General features: G+C 55.5%; 19 protein-coding genes and 1 pseudogene. 10 read left to right on the top strand and 10 right to left on the bottom strand.

Features of this window, described 5'->3' with window-relative positions; all coding sequences use genetic code 11:
* Positions 1–4 precede the first annotated feature (4 nt).
* From MXM41_RS04125 to rlmA, 5 genes and pseudogenes are all read left to right on the top strand, one after another.
* Entirely contained in the window at positions 5–994 is a 990-nt protein-coding gene (locus tag MXM41_RS04125; protein ID WP_325930044.1) for an MBL fold metallo-hydrolase, read from the top strand.
* 525 nt (positions 995–1,519) lie between these two features.
* Positions 1,520–1,664: pseudogene (locus MXM41_RS04120) on the top strand (DUF2627 domain-containing protein).
* Between the two features lie 12 nt (positions 1,665–1,676).
* Complete coding sequence (gene cspE, locus MXM41_RS04115; protein WP_001062678.1) at positions 1,677–1,886, top strand: transcription antiterminator/RNA stability regulator CspE; 210 nt, start codon at positions 1,677–1,679, stop codon at positions 1,884–1,886.
* A 217-nt stretch (positions 1,887–2,103) separates the two neighbouring features.
* Positions 2,104–3,822, top strand: a complete 1,719-nt coding sequence (gene ftsI / locus MXM41_RS04110) for a peptidoglycan glycosyltransferase FtsI (protein ID WP_325930043.1) — start codon at positions 2,104–2,106, stop codon at positions 3,820–3,822.
* Positions 3,823–3,885: 63 nt separating this feature from the next.
* Positions 3,886–4,701, top strand: a complete 816-nt coding sequence (gene rlmA / locus MXM41_RS04105; RefSeq protein ID WP_325930042.1) for a 23S rRNA (guanine(745)-N(1))-methyltransferase — start codon at positions 3,886–3,888, stop codon at positions 4,699–4,701.
* Here the strand turns inward: rlmA and mntP are convergent.
* From mntP to manX, 5 genes are all read right to left on the bottom strand, one after another.
* Positions 4,698–5,261, bottom strand: a complete 564-nt coding sequence (gene mntP, locus MXM41_RS04100) for a manganese efflux pump MntP (RefSeq protein ID WP_325930849.1) — start codon at positions 5,259–5,261, stop codon at positions 4,698–4,700. The genes rlmA and mntP overlap by 4 nt on opposite strands.
* A 388-nt stretch (positions 5,262–5,649) precedes the next feature.
* Entirely contained in the window at positions 5,650–6,108 is a 459-nt protein-coding gene (locus MXM41_RS04095; protein ID WP_325930041.1) for a DUF986 family protein, read from the bottom strand.
* Between the two features lie 57 nt (positions 6,109–6,165).
* Positions 6,166–7,017 (bottom strand): PTS mannose transporter subunit IID, encoded by an 852-nt coding sequence (locus tag MXM41_RS04090; protein ID WP_325930040.1) that lies wholly within the window; start codon positions 7,015–7,017, stop codon positions 6,166–6,168.
* 12 nt (positions 7,018–7,029) lie between these two features.
* Positions 7,030–7,827, bottom strand: a complete 798-nt coding sequence (locus tag MXM41_RS04085) for a PTS mannose/fructose/sorbose transporter subunit IIC (protein ID WP_103180025.1) — start codon at positions 7,825–7,827, stop codon at positions 7,030–7,032.
* Between the two features lie 58 nt (positions 7,828–7,885).
* On the bottom strand, positions 7,886–8,860 hold the full coding sequence (manX, locus tag MXM41_RS04080) for a PTS mannose transporter subunit IIAB (RefSeq protein WP_325930037.1): 975 nt from the start codon (positions 8,858–8,860) through the stop codon (positions 7,886–7,888).
* A gap of 317 nt (positions 8,861–9,177) precedes the next feature.
* On the opposite strand from manX, the gene MXM41_RS22795 reads away from it, so the two are divergent.
* A complete protein-coding gene (locus MXM41_RS22795) occupies positions 9,178–9,336 on the top strand; it encodes a protein YoaL (RefSeq protein WP_418936764.1) in 159 nt (52 codons plus the stop codon).
* Positions 9,324–10,883: a CNNM family cation transport protein YoaE gene (yoaE, locus tag MXM41_RS04075; protein WP_325930036.1), complete on the top strand. Its 1,560-nt coding sequence runs from the start codon at positions 9,324–9,326 to the stop codon at positions 10,881–10,883. Before MXM41_RS22795 ends, yoaE begins: the two co-directional genes overlap by 13 nt.
* Here the strand turns inward: yoaE and MXM41_RS04070 are convergent, their stop codons facing one another.
* The 4 genes from MXM41_RS04070 to pabB all read right to left on the bottom strand — a co-directional run bounded on the left by MXM41_RS04070 (position 10,884) and on the right by pabB (position 16,122).
* Positions 10,884–12,476 (bottom strand): EAL domain-containing protein, encoded by a 1,593-nt coding sequence (locus tag MXM41_RS04070; protein WP_325930035.1) that lies wholly within the window; start codon positions 12,474–12,476, stop codon positions 10,884–10,886.
* Positions 12,477–12,639: 163 nt separating this feature from the next.
* Positions 12,640–14,004 (bottom strand): L-serine ammonia-lyase, encoded by a 1,365-nt coding sequence (sdaA, locus tag MXM41_RS04065; protein ID WP_325930034.1) that lies wholly within the window; start codon positions 14,002–14,004, stop codon positions 12,640–12,642.
* A 183-nt stretch (positions 14,005–14,187) separates the two neighbouring features.
* Positions 14,188–14,766 (bottom strand): CoA pyrophosphatase, encoded by a 579-nt coding sequence (locus MXM41_RS04060; RefSeq protein ID WP_325930033.1) that lies wholly within the window; start codon positions 14,764–14,766, stop codon positions 14,188–14,190.
* A 3-nt stretch (positions 14,767–14,769) separates the two neighbouring features.
* Positions 14,770–16,122, bottom strand: a complete 1,353-nt coding sequence (gene pabB, locus MXM41_RS04055) for an aminodeoxychorismate synthase component 1 (protein WP_325930032.1) — start codon at positions 16,120–16,122, stop codon at positions 14,770–14,772.
* Between the two features lie 61 nt (positions 16,123–16,183).
* Here pabB and MXM41_RS04050 point away from each other — a divergent pair, with 61 nt between their 5' ends.
* On the top strand, positions 16,184–16,366 hold the full coding sequence (locus tag MXM41_RS04050) for a YoaH family protein (RefSeq protein WP_325930031.1): 183 nt from the start codon (positions 16,184–16,186) through the stop codon (positions 16,364–16,366).
* 6 nt (positions 16,367–16,372) lie between these two features.
* On the opposite strand, the gene MXM41_RS04045 is transcribed toward MXM41_RS04050, so the two are convergent.
* Positions 16,373–16,717 carry a RidA family protein gene (locus MXM41_RS04045; protein WP_325930030.1) on the bottom strand — a complete coding sequence of 115 codons (345 nt, stop codon included), beginning with the start codon at positions 16,715–16,717 and terminating at the stop codon, positions 16,373–16,375.
* A 126-nt stretch (positions 16,718–16,843) separates the two neighbouring features.
* On the opposite strand from MXM41_RS04045, the gene MXM41_RS04040 reads away from it, so the two are divergent.
* The gene (locus tag MXM41_RS04040; RefSeq protein ID WP_325930029.1) at positions 16,844–18,754 is read left to right on the top strand and encodes an ATP-dependent DNA helicase; all 1,911 of its coding nucleotides are present in this window, start codon (positions 16,844–16,846) and stop codon (positions 18,752–18,754) included.
* A gap of 66 nt (positions 18,755–18,820) precedes the next feature.
* Positions 18,821–19,516, top strand: coding sequence for a tRNA (adenosine(37)-N6)-threonylcarbamoyltransferase complex dimerization subunit type 1 TsaB (gene tsaB / locus MXM41_RS04035; protein ID WP_325930028.1), 696 nt, complete (start codon positions 18,821–18,823; stop codon positions 19,514–19,516).
* Position 19,517 lies beyond the last annotated feature (1 nt).

Below are 19,517 nucleotides of genomic sequence, written 5' to 3'. Positions count from 1 at the left end.
GTGTGTGGCCTGGATTAACCCCTGGTATAACGCCTCCCTCGCGCATCATACCCCGCAGGGCTTTCGCAATACGAATGCCCCTGCCCGACAGCCTGGTGATGTCGAACGCTGGCGCAAAGCGCGCAAAGCCGCCGGGTTGCCAAAACCCCCTTCTGAAGGTTATGACGCCTTTATCCGCCAGTGGTGGCAGCCTGTTACCCTGAATACTCTTGAAGAGGACGGCGTCTGGTGGCTGGGTCACGCCAGCCTGCTGTTACGTCTGAACGGAAAATACATCCTTACCGATCCGGTGTTTTCCCGGCGTGCTTCACCGGTGACGTTTGCCGGACCGATACGGAAAACGCCCCCGGCGATAAGCATTGCGGCGCTTCCGCCGGTCGATGCCGTCGTTATTTCCCATAATCATTTCGATCATCTGGATTCCGCAACGATACGTCAGCTTTTGCGACGTTTCCCTCAACTGACCCTTTTTGTGCCCTTAGGGCTTGGGGCATGGTGTCGCCGTCGTGGAGCGAAACAGGTTATTGAGCTGGACTGGTGGCAAAGTTACATCTTCGAAGGGCTGGTGTTTACCGCTGTTCCAGCGCAGCACTGGAGCATGCGTAGTCTCTGGGATCGCGATCGTTCCTTGTGGTGTGGCTGGGTTTTTGAGAGTCAGAGCCAGCGCTTCTGGTTTAGCGGCGATACTGGTTATACCCCGGAGCTATTGAACATTCCGGAACGGCTGGGAAAACTGGATACCGTAGCCATTCCTGTTGGGGCCTATGCACCGCGCTGGTTCATGTCTATTCACCATATGGATCCGCAGGCGGCGGTGAGGCTCTGGCAGCAGCTGGGCATGCCGCTGGCAATACCTGTCCACTGGGGAGTGTTTGAGCTGGCGAATGAATCTCTCGATGAGCCCGTCAGGGAACTCGCTCAGATACTGGAAGAGTTATCTCCACGTAGCGATAACTTTCAACCTCTGCGAATTGGTCAATATTTATCCTTGTAAACTATTAGTTGTTCAATAAGAGCATATTTTGTATTAAATCGACGGATGTCATATTTTATTTTTATCGAAACGTTTTGATTGCCTTTTTTTGAAGCAGGTTCATAAAAATATCATTATTTTGGTGCATAGCGGAAAGCCACGTTCGGGTGTATATAAGTTAAACAAGCGAAGCGATATACAATGTTTTTTCGGGGAACAATTGCCTGTTGTTACAATCAATTCAGCATAAGTTTTCACGAAAAGTTCTAAATGAAATAGCGCTTGCAGGAATCTTGGCTCGCTTGCTGGACGACATGAAGTTATTGAGCTAATGTAAAAAAGTCTTTGATAACAGCGCTTATCCTGACAGCGACTGGGCGGGCAACATTTTTGTCCGGTAAACACTGAAAGTGCATTACTGTGCAGATTGTGGCAAGTCGGTCTACGAATTTGTGCGGCTGATCGAGACACGTTTAAAAATGGCTTGCCATTATTTAAGTTGTATGTGATAACACGGTTTGGGTCAAACGAGGTACAGTTCTGTTTATGTGTGGCATTTTCAGTAAAGAAGTCCTGAGTAAACACGTTGTCGTTGAATACCGCTTCTCTGCCGAACCTTATATTAGTGCCTCATGCAGTAATGTCTCAGTTTTATCTCAGTGAATGCCCGCGGGCTAAGAAAACATTCTAAGGAATTTTGCAAATGGCAAAGATCAAAGGTCAAGTTAAGTGGTTCAACGAGTCTAAAGGTTTTGGTTTCATTACTCCTGCTGACGGCAGCAAAGATGTATTCGTACATTTCTCTGCAATCCAGGGTAACGGCTTCAAAACTCTGGCTGAAGGCCAGAACGTTGAGTTCGAAATTCAGGACGGCCAGAAAGGTCCGGCTGCAGTTAACGTAACCGCTATCTGATCGAACCCCTGCCTAATCTGAAGCGTTACGACGTTTCAGTTGCAGAAATAAAGCCTCGCATATGCGGGGCTTTTTAATACATATTTTTCAAAGTGTTACCACATGCGTCTCTGTTAGCAGTTTGTTGCAAAGCTGCGAGAGTATTAGCATTGTTTTCTCCCCTGCTGTACAAATTTGCCGTTAAATCAGGGCGTTGTTATTAAGCCCTGGAGCCCCGGTGAAAAAGAAACCCGTCAATCCCGCAGCAAACTTCACCCCGTTACGTTTTGCCCTCCTCTGTCTGGTGATTTTAGGTAGCCTGATCTTCCTTCTGGGGCGTGTCGCCTGGCTACAAATTGTTAAACCCGACCCGCTGGTGAGGCAGGAGGATATGCGATCGCTGAGGGAGGTCGCCATCAACGCACCCAGAGGGATGATTATGGACCGGGCCGGGCGACCGCTGGCCGTGAGCGTACCGGTGCGCGCGGTGTGGGCAGATCCGAAAACGGTGCTGGCAAAAGGTGGGGTCGGATATGACGAGCGCTGGCAGGCGTTAGCCAACGCGCTGCATCTCTCTCTGCCGACGCTTGCCGGGCGTATCAACAGCAATCCGCAAGGCCGTTTTATCTATCTGGCCCGTCAGGTGGATCCCGCCCAGGCCCAGTGGATCGATAAACTCAGGCTGCCCGGTATCAGCCTGCGCGATGAAACTCGCCGTTTTTACCCGGCAGGACACGTGGCGGCCAATCTGATTGGCTTTACGAATATCGACGGGAAGGGCATAGAAGGGATCGAAAAAAGCTTCAATGCGCAGCTGACCGGTAAGCCCGGTCTGCGCCGCGTGCGTAAGGACCGCTATGGTCACGTGATCGAAAATATTACCGAAATACCGTCCGTTCCGGCACATAACATCCAGTTGAGCATTGATGAACGGCTGCAGACCATTACGGAAGATGCGCTGGACAATGCCGTGGCCTGGAATAAAGCGGAGTCGGGGGCGGCGGTGCTGATCAAGGTCCAGACCGGCGAGATCCTGGCGATGGCCAGTTTCCCGGACTTCAACCCTAATAATCGCGAAGGGGCGACGCTGAACGATTTTCGCAATCGCGCTATCAGCGACACCTTTGAACCCGGCTCCACCGTCAAGCCACTGGTGCTGATGACCGCATTGCAGCAGGGGCTGGTGCAGCCGGACAGCGTGATCGACACCCATCCCTACACCCTGGCAGGACACCGCATCCGCGACGTTGGCTATTACCCGGAGCTGACGCTGACCGGCATCCTGCAAAAATCGAGCGACACGGGTGTGTCGCGCCTGTCGCTGGCAATGCCGATCCAGCGGTTGCTGGATACCTATCACGGGTTTGGTTTTGGCCGCTCCACCGGCCTCGGGTTAACAGGGGAGAGTAGCGGCCTGCTGCCGGAGCGTAAATTCTGGAGCCAGCTCGATCGCGCCACCTTTGCGTTCGGCTACGGTCTGATGGTCACGCCGTTACAGCTGGCGCACGTTTACGCCACTATCGGCAGTTATGGTCTGGAGCGTCCGCTCTCCATCACCCGTATTGACCCGCCGGTTGTTGGCACTCAGGTGATGCCCGCCCCGATTGTGCAGGAGGTGGAACACATGATGGAAAGCGTGGCCCTGCCGGGCGGGGGAGGGATTAAAGCCGCGGTGCGTGACTACCGGGTGGCGGTGAAAACCGGCACCGCCAAGAAAATCGACGATAGCGGCAATTATGTCGATAAATATGTGGCCTATACCGCCGGCGTCGCGCCGGCCAGCCGCCCTGTATTTGCCCTGGCGGTGGTGATTAACGATCCGCAAAACGGCGCCTATTACGGCGGGGCGGTCTCGGCACCGGTATTCAGCCAAATTATGGGGGACGTGCTGCGCATCGAAAACATCAAGCCTGACGGATTACCGCCCGATTCCAGCCACCTCATTGTAATGCGTTAAGGTCGTTTTATAGCGGGGCGATTAGCGGTACACTTTCGCCCTTTATGATTGCCCGGAGTTCCCATGACATTTTGCTGTCCTCTTTGCCACGCACCGCTGGTGCATTCGGATAAAAGTTACGCCTGCCCACAGGGGCATCGGTTCGATAGGGCGAAAGAGGGCTATGTCAATCTGCTGCCGGTGCAGCATAAGCGGTCCCGCGATCCGGGTGACAGCGCAGAGATGATGCAGGCGCGCAGAGCCTTTCTCGATGCCGGGCACTATCAGCCCCTGCGCGACGCGGTAGCCGGTAAGCTGGCGGCGCTGCTGACGGATAGTGCGAGGTCCATTCTCGATATTGGCTGCGGCGAAGGCTATTACACGGCGGCTTTTGCCCAAACCGCACAGGAAAAAGGCGCTGCGACCTTTGGTCTGGATGTCTCTAAATCCGCTATACGTGCGGCGGCGAAACGCTATCCGCAGGTGATCTTCTGTGTAGCGTCCAGCCACCGTCTGCCTTTTGAAGAGAACAGCATGGATGCGGTAGTTCGCATCTATGCCCCCTGCAAAGGCGAGGAGCTGGCACGGGTGGTGAAGGAGGGTGGCTGGGTGATCACCGTGACGCCGGGTCCCCGTCACCTGATGGAGCTGAAAGGCCTGATCTACGACGAGGTGCTGCTGCATGCGCCGCATTCAGAGCAGCTGGCAGGCTTTGCCCTTAAAGAGGCGCAGTCGCTGGCTTATAACATGTCGTTGAGCGGAAAAGAGGCGGTGGCGCTCTTGCAAATGACGCCGTTTGCGTGGCGGGCAAAACCGGGCGTGTGGGAAGCCCTGGCAAAACAGGAGAATTTCAGCTGCCAGACGGATTTTAGCATCCACTGCTGGCAGCGAGTCAGTTAACCGGCGAAGTGGCTCCACATAATCTGAGCGCCAATGCCAATCAACACGATACCGCCGAGGATCTCGGCGCGTTTCCCTAACAGCGGACCGATAAACCGGCCAATCATCATACCCAGGGTGGACATAATAAAGGTCGCGCAGCCAATCGCCAGCGCGGTGGCAATGATGTTCACCTGCAGGAAAGCCAGCCCCACGCCGACGGCCATCGCATCCAGACTGGTGGCGATGGCCGTTGTAACCAGCAGCCAGAAGCCGTGACGGTGGATAGGCTCGTCTTCCTCAACGTCATTACGCATGCCTTCAATGATCATGCGTCCGCCGAGGAAGGTCAGCAGAATAAAGGCGATCCAGTGGTTCCACTCCAGCACGAACTGGCTGGCAAGCATCCCCAGCCCCCAGCCAATCAGCGGGGTCAGGGTTTCGATAGCACCGAAGATAAGACCGGTACGGAGGGCTTCAGAGAACTTAGGTTTATGCAGCGTGGCGCCTTTACCCATGGAAGCAGCAAAGGCATCCATAGACATACCAAAGGCCAGAAGAAGTGTTGCAGAGAGGTTCATCAGCGTGCCCAGACCGGGAATATCCATATGACACATCACTGCCCCCAGTAAACAGCAGTAGATGCATCTATGGTCTCGCCTGATTTCTCCGCTTTATGCAAAAAAATCCGTACGTGCCACGTTTTGCAACGAGTATGTTGACACGTACATTTCCGGTCTCCCGGAAATCGGCTACTCCCCAACGACGGGCGCAACCTTAACATATTTTGAGAATATAAAACAACAACCGGATAGTATTATTCAGATAGCCTAATGATAACGATTTTCATTTAGATTTTAATGTGAAAATAACGTTAATAATAGGGCGTGAATTCCGGTAAATAATATAGCCATGGCTATATGACATATGAAAAAGCTGTCGAAATATAGCCAGTGCTATTATTGTAACTTACTGAGTTTTAACCAATAGTTTGTATATCTTTTCCAGGTCGTCAATATTACGCACCCGAATAAGCAGGCGTCGCTGCTCTAATTGCATCACCAACACGCCGTCTTCCGATAAATTCATCTCTTTAATGCGGTTATATTCTATCCAGACATTGGCGAAAAAGAATCCAGCAGATTTGAAGATTATTTTCGGTGCCCGGATCCAGAACAGATAAAACCCCATTAATGCCAGGGCACATAATAACCATGTGGTCAGTAATGCTCCCTGACTCATCACGTTGTTATAAATGAGGATCATCAGCAGGCCGGTAAAGATGATGGCATCAACGCGACCGCGGCGCAGAAGAGGGATCGAGAGCAGCGTCTTGCCGTTGCGGCGGGGCATGATCAATTCGTCGTAGAGGGCATACGCCAGAAGGGCAACAATAAAGACAACCAGTACGATGTCCGTGACCGTCATTCATCCTCCGGATAAAAAAACGGGGGCCTGCTTGCCCCCGGTGTATTCAGTTAAAACTTACAGACCCAGCAGACCGATAGCGTAACCTACGATACCGATAACGAAGAAGCCGACAATGATCCACAGCGCGTTCACCTTCTTACGCAGCAGCCACATACAGGCGAAGGTCAGCAGCAGCGGCACCAGGCCTGGCATCAGCTGGTCAAGGATGGTTTGCACGGTGGTGACACGGGTCTGACCATCCTGACCGGTAATGGTTGACACCACCAGCGGGATGTTCACGTGCGTCCACTTGTTAACCAGCGCCCCCATCACAAACAGGCCGAGGATTGACGCCCCCTCAGTCAGTTTCTGCAGGAAACCGCCGCCCATATCCTGAACGATATCCACACCCTTACGGTAGCCGTACGCCACGCCGTAGTAGCGGGTTGCCAGACGTACCACGTTAAACAGGATAAAGAACAGCAGAGGACCCAGCAGGCTACCGCTCATGGCGATACCGGCACCGAGTGCGGCAAAGACCGGACGGACGGTACCCCAGAAGATTGGGTCACCCACGCCCGCCAGCGGCCCCATCAGGCCCACTTTGATACCGTTGATGGCACCATCGTCAATCTCTGCGCCGTTGGCACGCTGCTCTTCCATCGCCAGAGTAACGCCCAGCACCGGTGCCGCGACGTAAGGATGAGTGTTAAAGAATTCGAGGTGACGCTTAATCGCCTGACGACGCGCTTCGTTGTTCTCGGGATAAAGACGTTTGATCGCCGGCACCATAGAGAAGCAGAAGCCCAGCGCCTGCATACGTTCGAAGTTCCATGAACCCTGGAACAGGTTAGAACGGATGAACACGCCACGAATATCACCCGCAGTCAGTTTTTTCTGAGGGGTAGTTTTAGTCATATCAACCATTTCGCTCACCTGCTAGTCCAGTTCGTTATCAAGATCGTTATTACCAGCAACCTGCGCACTACCGGCTACGCGGTTATATTTCGGGCTGAGCTGGATGTAGAGGATAGCCATTACCGCACCAATCACACCCAGTGCCACCAGGTTGAAGTTGGTAAATGCCGCGGTAACAAAGCCGAGGTAGAAGAACGGCATCAGGTAGCCTGCGCGCATCATGTTGATAACCATCGCATAACCAACGACCACGATCATGCCGCCTGCAATGTTCAGACCGCTAGTGACCACTTCAGGAATGGCATTCAGCATGCCCTGAACTTCGCTGGTACCGACGGAGATAGCCACGATGACCGCAGGGATAGCGATACGCATGGCCTGCAGGAACAGGGACGACACGTGGATCCACGACAGCGCCGTCAGGTTGCCATTCTCCGCTGCCTTATCCGCCGCATGCTGGAACGCAACGGTGATAGTACGCACGATGATGGTCAGAACCTGGCCTGCTGCGGCCAGTGGGATAGCCAGCGCAATGCCGGCGCCGATATTTTGATGGCCGGCAATAACCAGCACGGTAGAGATGATAGAGGCGAGAGCCGCATCCGGCGCAACGGCTGCACCGATGTTCATCCAGCCCAGAGCGATCATTTCCAGGGTACCACCGATGATGATACCGGTTTTCATATCGCCGAGAACGGCGCCGATTAACGTACAGGCAACCAGCGGACGGTGAAACTGAAATTCATCTAGTACGGATTCCATACCCGCTATACACGCGACGATGAACACCAGCACAATCTGAAGAGTGGTAATCTCCATTGTACTTCTCCTATAGCTTTAACAGACTTAAGTGTGAAATTTGTCAACCAGCGCCGGCTTATTTCGCCACTTTGCTGATCAGATCCATCATTTTCAGTTTCGGGTCGGTAGAGACTTTACGCACTTCAAGTTCGATCCCACGATCGTTGAGTTTCCTGAACGCGTCGATGTCTTTTTCGTCCACCGACACGGCATTGTTCACCTGCGTTTTGCCCTGACGGTAAGCCATGCCACCGATGTTTACGGAAGTGATTTTTACCCCTTCCTCAACAATACGTTCGACGTCTGTTGGGTTGGTAAACAGCAGCATCACGCGCTCACCCGCATATTTCGGGTTGTTATAAACGCGGATCATTTTTGCGACATCCACCACGTGGGCGGTCACGCCCGGCGGAGCCACCTGGGTAAGGAGGGTTTTGCGAACCGTATCGGCGGCCACTTCATCGCTGACCACAATGATGCGCTGGACGTTGGTCTCTTTAGTCCAGCGTGTGGCAACCTGGCCGTGGATCAGGCGGTCGTCGATACGCGCCAGACCAATCTGCATGTAATCGTTAGGGCCCATCGGCTTAAGCGGGGCAGCGGCTTTCGGTGCCGCAGCAGCGGGAGCCACGGCCGGAGCAACTTTTTCGGCCGGTTTCGCTTTCAGCGCTTTCACGCCTTCACGGCCGGTTTCGACGGCCAGCGCGACCAGCTCGTCAAAGCTCGGGTTATCATCGCGTGCCATCAGCGTCTCAACCAGCATCGGGATGTTGACCCCGGCCACGACTTCATGCAGATCTTTGTCAACCACAATACGGCTTGCCGCATTGAACGGACTGCCACCCCATGTGTCCACAAGGAACAGCACGCCGCTGCGGGTATCCAGGTTTGCCAGCTGTGCGGTGTATTTTTCTATCAGCGTCTCGGCGTTTTCACCGGGAACGAAATCGATCCAGCCGACGTTTTCCTGTTCGCCTAAAAGCATTTCTGCGGTTTTAAGTAACTGCTCTGCAGCCCAACCATGTGTGCCTATAACAATAGCAATAGTCACTTGCTACCTCCTTTTATTATCGTTAACGCCCCCGGGGGAGAAGAGCATTAGAGATCATCTTCGAAAGAACGAATCGATTCAGATAAGGGTTAGAGTTCAATTAACTAAGACTTACGCGATTTATTTTAGACATCGAAAAAATAATTTATGTGATGAAGATCCGTAATTTAGCCTAAGCCAGTGAGATATTTCTGTGATCAAAAAAAGGCCGGAAACATCTGTTTGCAAAGGAAAGTAAATCTTTGCCAAAAAGCTCAGGTGTCTGATATGTTTACCATCCGTTTAATTGTCAGGAGTACAGGGCAGTAGCCCACTGTATGGACCGTCACCGACGCCAGTCACACACCCGGCCAGATCTGGCCAGCCTTCACGGCGATTCGCGCCACACACTTTTTACGTCTTTAACCCCTTCGCCCGACTGTTTCGCGGCGCCGTTTTGTCATTCCTTTAGCAGGAGCTTGTCATGGAATTCTTAATGGACCCGCAAATCTGGGTAGGATTGCTCACGCTAGTGGTGCTTGAGATTGTTCTCGGCATCGATAACCTGGTGTTTATCGCCATTCTTGCCGATAAACTTCCACCTAAACAACGTGATAAAGCACGTTTAATTGGTCTGTCACTGGCGCTGATTATGCGTCTTGCGCTGCTGTCGGTGATCTCATGGATGGTTACGCTGACCAAACCCCTGTTCACTGTCTTCGATTTCACCTTCTCAGGGCGAGACCTGATCATGCTTGTGGGGGGGCTATTCCTGCTCTTCAAAGCCACAACCGAGCTCCATGAACGGCTGGAGAACCGCCAGCATGACGACGGACACGGTAAAGGCTACGCCAGCTTCTGGGTGGTGGTACTGCAAATTGTGGTGCTGGATGCCGTCTTCTCCCTCGACGCGGTGATAACCGCCGTCGGTATGGTTAACCATCTGCCGGTGATGATGGCCGCCGTGATTATCGCGATGGCGGTGATGTTGCTTGCCTCTAAGCCGTTGACACGATTCGTTAACGAGCATCCGACCGTCGTGGTGCTCTGTCTGAGCTTCCTGCTGATGATCGGTCTGAGCCTGGTGGCAGAAGGTTTCGGCTTCCATATTCCGAAAGGCTATCTGTACGCCGCCATTGGTTTCTCCATCATTATAGAGATGTTTAACCAGATTGCGCGCCGCAACTTTATTCGCCAGCAGTCCAACCAGCCGCTGCGTGCCCGTACGGCTGATGCGATTTTGCGCCTGATGGGCGGCCGCCGCGAAGCCAAAACGCAGCAGGACAGCGATAACCATGTCCCGGTGCCGGTTCCGGAAGGCGCCTTTGTCGAAGAAGAGCGTTATATGATTAACGGCGTGCTGTCGCTGGCTTCGCGCTCCCTGCGCGGCATCATGACACCACGCGGTGAGATCAGCTGGGTTGATGCCAGCCTGAGCGTGACGGAAATCCGCCAGCAGCTGCTCTCGTCCCCGCACAGCCTGTTCCCGGTATGTCGCGGTGAACTGGATGAGATTATTGGCGTGGTGCGTGCTAAAGAGATGCTGGTGGCGCTGGAAGAGGGCGTTGACGTTGAAGCCATTGCTGCCGCATCGCCTGCTATCGTAGTGCCGGAAACGCTTGATCCGATTAACCTGCTTGGCGTGCTGCGCCGTGCCCGGGGCAGCTTTGTCATCGTTACCAACGAGTTTGGTGTGGTACAGGGCCTGGTAACGCCGCTGGACGTGCTGGAAGCGATTGCCGGTGAGTTCCCGGATGCCGATGAAACGCCGGAAATCGTCAACGATGGCGACGGCTGGCTGGTCAAAGGCACTACGGATCTGCACGCGCTGCAACATACGCTGGGGCTGGAGCACCTGACCAACCACGATGAGGATATCGCGACGGTTGCCGGTCTGGTGATTGCCGTTAACGGTCAGATCCCGCGTACCGGTGATGTACTCGAATTGCCGCCGCTGAAGATCACCATCGTGACCGCCAATGATTACCGCGTAGACCTCGTGCGTATTGTTAAAGAGCAGTCCGCCCACGACGAAGAAGAGTAATCAGGGTAACGACGGCATCATATTTCCGTTGTGAGACGCTGGCGGAGGTGAACTCTCCGCCAGCCACTGCGGGAAATCCCGCAGTGGCATCGGCCGCGCATACAAAAATCCCTGAAGTATATCGACACCGTGCAGACGCAGATGACGCGCCTGGTCGCTGGTTTCCACCCCTTCTGCCACCAGTTCAATATTCAGACGCTGAGCCAGGGCGATAATAATGTCCGTTACCGTTGAGTTAACCGCATCGGTGCCGATGGCGGCGGTAAAGGATTTATCAATTTTCAGCACTTCGGGATTGAGCTTTTCCAGCCACGACAGCGAACTGTTGCCGGTACCAAAATCATCAATGGCCAGCTTAACGCCTTTCTGGTGCAGCTCCGCGACCATGTTGTAATCCATCTCGAGCAGGGTATCGCGCTCGGTTAATTCAATCACCAGCTGCTGTGCGGGCTCAGCGCTGAACCAGACGCGGTTCAGATCGTGAAGCAGGGCGCCGTCACGAAAATGGCTGGCCGCGACATTGATCCCAATATGAAAACCCGATGCGGTGGGGAACATCGCCAGATGGCGGACGGTTTCGATGAGCACGTAGCGGGTGAGAGGCACAATAAGATTATATTCTTCCGCCAGTGGGATAAAAATATCCGGGGCAATCCACCCCTGCCGCGGATTATTCCAGCGAAGAAGAATCTCCACGCCGATGCAGTCCTGATTTTTGGCATCGATCAGCGGCTGACAAAAAAGCTCAAATTCGCCAGAGGCCAGACCAAAGTTGATCTCCCGCGTAAAGCTCATGCGGCTGGCGGTGGCAAGCCAGGCGATATATCCCACCAGCATGCTGAATATCACCGCCAGCGGCAGCTGTGACGGAAGATTTTTCAGTGCCAGCGCGGTCAGCCCCGGGCCAGTAACGGTAATGGTAAACGGAAAGTTAAGGGAGGCCTGCTGATAAATATTATCGTCATCGCCAAATACCAGCCTGTCCGAGAGCTGGCGCTCATGATTGAGGTATTTACCGCCGACGCTGAGGTTAACGTCGCTGATGATCGGCAACTGGGGTTCCAGCAACATCTGCGCGATAAGATCGATATTCACAATCTCCATGACGCCATCTTCGCTCTGGCCGGGCGCCGGATACCACTGGATCAGCACCGGGCTGCCTCGTTGCAGCGGCTGGTCTGTCGTCAGGAGCAGTAGGGGCTGCGCGGCGGGCAACAGGGGCTGAAACTGGCTGAGGGGAATATCGCGGGTACCGAACATGCTTGAACAATAGAGAATACCGTCCTTGATCAGGCCGATCGAGCGTACGGTCTGCAGGGAAGCGGCGTGTTTACGCAGTAAAAAGTTGACCTCGACGCAGGGCAGGCCGATCAGCGGCTGCGCTACATCGCGCCCGGACTCGAGCGGTTGCAGGATCTTATCCAGGGTATTGACTGCATGGGACACAAAGGCAACGGTGGATTGCTGATTTAAATTGCGCTGCGAAATAAAGCCAATAATTAGCGTGCAAACGAGAGTGGAAAGTGACAGTGCCAGGCAGACGATAATCCGTTTGCGGCGATAATTTTTAATTATCCAGTTAGCTGTTTGCATGCCACGGCACCTGAAGAGCCACTGACGCAGATGCCCGTGGCAACCAGGCTAGTGTAGTCGGCAATATTTCAGGTCACGAGGAAACGCGATGAAATTCGCCCATCCGCATCAGATGGGCGAGGGGAGCATGAGAGACGAAAGTCGCAGAGGCGCTTCCAGAGTCTTAGTCGCACTGCACCTTGATGGCCAGACCGCCACGGGAGGTTTCGCGGTATTTGGCGTTCATATCTTTACCGGTTTCGTACATGGTTTCGATCACCTTATCCAGCGAGACGCGCGGTTCGCTGGTGCGGCGCATCGCCATGCGCGAGGCGTTGATCGCTTTTACCGAGGCAATCGCGTTACGCTCAATACAGGGCACCTGAACCTGACCGGCAACCGGGTCGCAGGTCAGACCGAGGTTATGCTCCATGCCGATCTCAGCGGCCACGCACACCTGCTCCGGGCTGGCGCCCAGCAGCTCTGCCAGACCGGCTGCCGCCATCGAGCAAGCCACGCCGACTTCACCCTGACAACCAACTTCAGCGCCGGAAATAGAGGCATTCATCTTATACAGCGCACCCACCGCGCCCGCGGCGAGGAAGTAGCGAATATAGATATCCGGGCTCACCGACTCGATAAAGTGATCGTAGTAGGCCAGCACCGCCGGCACGATACCGCAGGCGCCGTTGGTCGGCGCGGTCACCACGCGGCCACCCGCGGCGTTCTCTTCGTTCACCGCCAGCGCGAACATGTTGACCCAGTCCACCACGTTCATCGGATCGTTGGAGTACTTGTCCGTCGTGACCAGCATCCGGCGCAGGGCAGAGGCACGGCGCGGCACGCGCAGCGGGCCAGGCAATACGCCTTCGGTATTTATGCCGCGATCGATACAGGCGCGCATGGTCTGCCAGACATTGGCGAAATAGTCTTCAATCTCTTTTTTGCTGTGCAGCGCCAGCTCGTTCTGCATCACCATGCCGGAGAGGGAAAGGCCGGTCTCTTTGCAATAATCCAGCATCTCTTTCGCCGATTTGAACGGATAAGGCACTTTTACGTCACCCGTTACGTCCTGGCCGAAATGCTCTTCATCGACAATAAAGCCGCCGCCGATGGAGTAGTAGGTCTTGCTGTAGACCACTTTCTCGCCACTAAAGGCGTGGATCTGCATCCCGTTTTCATGCAACGAGAGGTTGTCGCTGCGAAAACGCATGCCGTCGTCCTGAGGGAAATCCACTTCCTGCCGGCCATTCGCCAGCAGCAGACGACCGCGCGTTTCCACGTCGCGAATAAACGCCGGAATGGCGTCAATATCTACGGTGTCTGGCATATTTCCGGCCAGACCCATAATAATGGCGATATCGGTGTGGTGGCCTTTACCCGTGAGCGACAGTGAACCATAGACGTCTACGGCCACGCGAGTAACGCTATCCAGTAATCCTTTTTCGACCAGGTCATCGACGAACTGTTTACCGGCCTTCATCGGCCCTACAGTGTGGGAAGAAGAGGGACCAATCCCCACTTTGAACATGTCGAATATACTAATCACTTTAACACTCCTGACAGGGTTACCGGGTTTCCAGTAACGATGTAATAACTTCGCATAGTGTAAGAGGGAACCCTGCCGTCAGCTCAACTATTCACATGAATTAAACTAATGGTTAACGCCGGATAAACTAATAACGGGAGAAAGATCGCAAAGGCGCAAAAAAAGGACGAATGTAAAGTATAGTCAAGGTTTCAGGCCGATCTGGAGCGCCAGCTCACGAATAATTCCTGCCGTCATGCCCCAGACAAAATAATGCTGATACCAGGAGAGCCACACCCGATGATCGTGGCCGCGACGCTGAATATCCAGCGGATGATAACGGCCCAGACGCAGGGCTTCCGCCAGCGGCATTTCAAAGACCGACTCCACTTCATCTACGCTGGCGTGATAGTGCAGATCCGGGGGAATAATGCCGACTACCGGCGTAACCTGAAAACCGGTGACGCTGTCCACCGGCGGCAGGACGCCAATCACTTCCACCTTGTGCGGCGGGATCGCCACCTCCTCCTCGGCTTCACGCAGGGCGGCGGCAATTAACGAGGCATCGGTGCTGTCTACCGCCCCACCAGGAAAGGCCACCTGACCGGCGTGTTTGCGCAAAAGTGCCGAGCGTCGGGTCAGCAGCAGGCCCGGCTGTTGTCGACGCACCACCGGGATCAATACCGCAGCCTGACGCTGGTTCAGCGCGGTTTTATTCACCTGCGGGCGCAAAAGCTGAAATCGAGATAAAAAATTGTCCAGGGTCAGATCGTGGGTATTCACCAGTTAGCGCTCCAGTTGATGCAGAATACGGTTCACTTTATCAAAAGTTTCCTGATATTCCGCTGTGGCCTGGCTGTCTGCCACAATGCCACCGCCTGCGGAACAGTATATCTGCCCGCCCACCGCCGTCAGGGTGCGAATGGTGATGCTGGTATCCATGCCGCCACACAGGCTGATATAGCCGATGCTTCCGCACCAGGCGTTACGGCGGTGGGGCTCCAGTTCGTCGATGATTTCCATCGCCCGCACTTTTGGCGCACCGGTGATCGATCCCCCGGGGAAGGCGGCGCGCAGCAGATCGCACGCGGTCCTTTCAGGCGGCAGACGGGCAGTGATAGTGCTTACAAGATGGTGTACGGCAGGGAAGGGCTCAACCACGAACAGCTCCGGCACCCGCACGCTTCCCGGCTCCGCCACCCTGCCGATATCATTGCGCATCAGGTCAACAATCATCAGGTTTTCCGCTCTGTCTTTCGGCGAGGCGGCGAGTTTTTCCGCCTGCAGGCGATCGGCCTTAGCTTCCGCCAGTCGCGGCAGGGTACCTTTGATAGGGCGGGTCTGGAGGAGGCCATCCGCCAGGTGAATAAAACGCTCCGGGGAGAGGCTCAGAATGGCACCCTCGTCCAGGCGTAAGAACGCACTGAAGGGCGCGCGGTTGTTGGCATTCAGCCGGGTAAACGCCTGCCACTCATCGCCTTCATAGCGGGCCTGAAAACGCTGGGCCAGATTCACCTGATAGCAGTCGCCGCTGTGCAGGTAGGCCTGCACGCGCTCAAATTTATCCTGGTACTCCGCTGCCGTCATATTGGCCTGCCAGCCGGAGGTTAACCGGAACCCGGGCAGGTTCGCAGGCGTTCGCTGTGATTCAAGCCAGGCCAGCCGGGTCGCAGTATCGCCGTGGCACACCAGAGATACTTGCTGTTTGTGGTGATCGACAACGATCGCCCAGTCATACAGCCCCACCGCCATGTCCGCGAGGGTGATATCACGCAAAGCCTGTTCCGGTAGCTGTTCAAAGCGGCGACCAAGATCATAGCCGAACAACCCGAGCGCGCCGCCCTGAAAGGGCAGATCCGGGTCTGGAGTACAGGGTAAGCCCATCTCATCAATGGCCTGCTGGAGCAGACTCAGCGGGCAGGTATCCGAAGGAATACCATCGATCAACGTTTCTGTACCCTGCGTCACCAGCGTGGTGCGCGGGTCGGCGACCAGAATATCAAAGCGACTGTAAGGATGATCCGCATGGCCGGAGTGCAGCAGCATTGCCCACGGCAGATGGCTTAGCGGGGCAAACCAGAATTCTGCGGCATCAGGACGCCACGGTAATGTCATAACAGCGGGGGATAACGAGTTCATGGGTGGTAAACAACCGGGCAGCGTGAAATAATTAGCGCAGATAATTTAGCAGGAGTTGACGATGTTTGCAGGTTTACCTTCACTGAGCCACGAGCAGCAGCAGCAGGCAGTCGAGCGCATTCAGGAGCTGATGTCCCAGGGCATGAGCAGCGGGCAGGCTATTTCGCAGGTAGCAGAGGAGCTTCGCGCCACCCATACCGGCGAGCGGATCGTGGCGCGTTTTGAGGATGACGAAGAGGAGTAACGCCTCTTACACCGCAGCGATAATCTTAATCTCAACCTTATACTGCGGCTTCATCAGCGTCGCCTGTACCGTACAGCGGACAGGCGCGTGACCCGCCACCACCCACTCGTCCCAGGCTTTGTTCATCGCCGCAAAATCATCTTTACTGGCAAGGAAAATGGTCGCATCGAGAATGCGGGATTTGTCGCTGCCCTGTTTTTCCAGCACCGCGTCAATCTGCTCCAGGGTATTGGCGGTCTGCTCACAGGCGTCGGCATCCAGATTCGTGGGTACGCCGGTGTAATAGAGAGTCTGATTGTGAATCACCACATCTGACCAACGGGCTTCGGCATCAATGCGCACAATTGTCATATATGTTTCCTCGTTATTGTGAATTTCCGCGGGCAAGACTGCCATATTGTTTTGCCTGCGTCACTCTCGACTGGCGCCATGACCATCGGCCTGACATAATCCCTGTGCAAAAATACAGGGGGCAGAGTGGCAGACGATTTCGCAGCAGACGGACAGTTAGCAAAGGCAATACCCGGCTTTAAGCCGCGCGAGCCGCAGCGCCAGATGGCGCACGCGGTAGCCGAGGCGATCGACAGCGCCCAGCCGCTGGTGGTAGAGGCGGGTACCGGCACCGGGAAAACTTACGCTTACCTGGCACCGGCGCTGCGCGCCAAAAAGAAGGTCATTATCTCTACCGGTTCAAAAGCGCTGCAGGATCAGCTCTACAGCCGCGATCTACCCACCGTCGCCAAAGCCCTAAAATACACAGGCCGTATGGCCCTGCTGAAAGGGCGCTCCAACTATCTCTGCATTGAGCGGCTGGAACAGCAGGCGCTGGCGGGGGGCGATCTGCCGGTGCAGACCTTAAGCGACGTGATCATCCTGCGCAGCTGGGCCAACCAGACGCAGGACGGTGATATCAGCACCTGCGCCAGCGTGGCTGAAGACTCGCCCGCCTGGCCGCTGGTCACCAGTACCAACGATAACTGTCTGGGTAGCGACTGTCCTCTGTACAAAGACTGCTTTGTGGTTAAAGCGCGCAAAACGGCGATGGATGCCGACGTGGTGGTGGTTAACCATCACCTGTTCCTCGCCGATATGGTGGTGAAAGAGAGCGGCTTTGGCGAGCTGATCCCCGAAGCTGAGGTGCTTATCTTTGACGAAGCCCACCAGCTCCCGGATATTGCCAGCCAGTATTTCGGTCAGTCGCTCTCCAGCCGCCAGCTGCTGGATCTGGCCAAAGATTTCACCATCGCCTACCGTACTGAACTGAAAGACACCCAGCAGCTGCAGAAGTGTGCCGACCGCCTGGCGCAAAGCACGCAGGATTTTCGTATGCAGCTGGGCGACCCGGGATTTCGCGGCAATCTGCGCGAACTGCTGGCCGATCAACATATTCAGCGTTCACTGCTGCTGCTTGATGACGCGCTTGAGCTCTGTTACGACGTGGCGAAGCTCTCTCTGGGGCGCTCTGCGCTGCTCGATGCCGCCTTTGAGCGCGCCACGCTGTACCGCGCGCGTCTGAAACGGCTGAAAGAATTCAACCAGCCGGGTTACAGCTACTGGTACGAATGCAACTCGCGTCATTTTACCCTCGCCCTGACGCCGCTCACCGTGGCTGATAAGTTCCAGGACGTGATGGCGCAAAAACCGGGCAGCTGGATTTTTACCTCCGCCACCCTGTCGGTAAACGACGATCTGCACCACTTTACCGAACGTCTGGGGATTGAGCAGGCTAAATCCCTGCTGCTGCCAAGCCCGTTTGATTACGCCACCCAGGCGCTGCTCTGCGTGCCGCGTAACCTGCCGCTGCCCAATCAGCCCGGCGCTGCCCGCCATCTGGCGGCGATGCTGAAGCCAATGATTGAGGCCAACAATGGCCGCTGCTTTATGCTCTGCACCTCCCACGCCATGATGCGTGACCTGGCTGAGCAGTTTCGCGCCACCATGACCCTGCCGGTGCTGTTGCAGGGTGAAACCAGCAAAGGCCAGCTGCTGCAGCAGTTTGTCACGGCGGGCAATGCTCTGCTGGTGGCGACCAGTAGCTTCTGGGAAGGGGTGGACGTGCGCGGCGATGCCCTCTCGCTGGTGATCATCGACAAACTGCCCTTTACCTCGCCGGATGACCCGCTGCTGAAAGCGCGAATGGAAGATTGCCGCCTGCGTGGGGGCGATCCCTTTGATGAGGTGCAGCTGCCGGATGCGGTCATTACTCTTAAGCAGGGGGTGGGGCGCCTGATCCGCGACGTTGACGATCGCGGGGTACTGGTGATCTGCGATAACCGTCTGGTGATGCGCCCCTACGGCGCCACCTTTGTTGCCAGCCTGCCGCCGGCGCCACGCACCCGGGATATCGATCGCGCGGTGCGTTTCCTTGCCGCGTCTCAGGCGCAGTAATTTGTTGAAGGCTGTGCTAAAATGCGCGCCTTTTTGTGACTGACCATTGCGAGAGCGCGACAACACATGCGAATTCTGGCTATCGATACCGCCACAGAGGCCTGCTCCGTTGCCCTGTGGAATGACGGTACTACCTGTGCTCATTTCGAAGAGTGCCCCCGGGAACACACTCAACGCATCCTGCCTCTGGTGAAGATGATCCTCACCGAGGGCAATACCTCTCTCACTGACCTCGACGCGCTGGCCTATGGCCGCGGCCCGGGCAGCTTTACCGGCGTTCGCATCGGTATCGGCATTGCGCAGGGACTGGCGCTGGGGGCCGAACTGCCGATGATTGGCGTCTCGACCCTGGCGACCATGGCCCAGGGGGCGTGGCGCAATAACGGCGCTACCCGCGTGCTGGCAGCCATTGATGCCCGTATGGGCGAAGTCTACTGGGCGGAATATACCCGCGACGAGCAGGGCGTCTGGCATGGTGAAGAGAGCGAAGCCGTTCTCAAGCCAGATGCGGTCAGCGAGCGTCTGAAGCAGCTTTCCGGTGAATGGGCGACGGTAGGCACCGGCTGGCAGGCGTGGCCGGATATGGCAAACGACAGCGGTCTGACGCTGGTTGACGGTAACGTGCTTCTGCCTGCTGCTGAAGATATGCTGCCCATCGCCTGTCAGATGCTGGACGCAGGGCAAACCGTAGCGGTCGAAAAAGCCGAGCCGGTTTATTTGCGAAACACCGTAGCGTGGAAGAAACTTCCGGGCCGGGAGTGAA

Source organism: Leclercia adecarboxylata (assembly GCF_035787115.1).
Lineage (GTDB): Bacteria > Pseudomonadota > Gammaproteobacteria > Enterobacterales > Enterobacteriaceae > Enterobacter > Enterobacter adecarboxylatus_E.
Note: the sequence above shows the minus strand (reverse complement) of the source record. Positions and strands in the feature narration are given on the sequence as shown.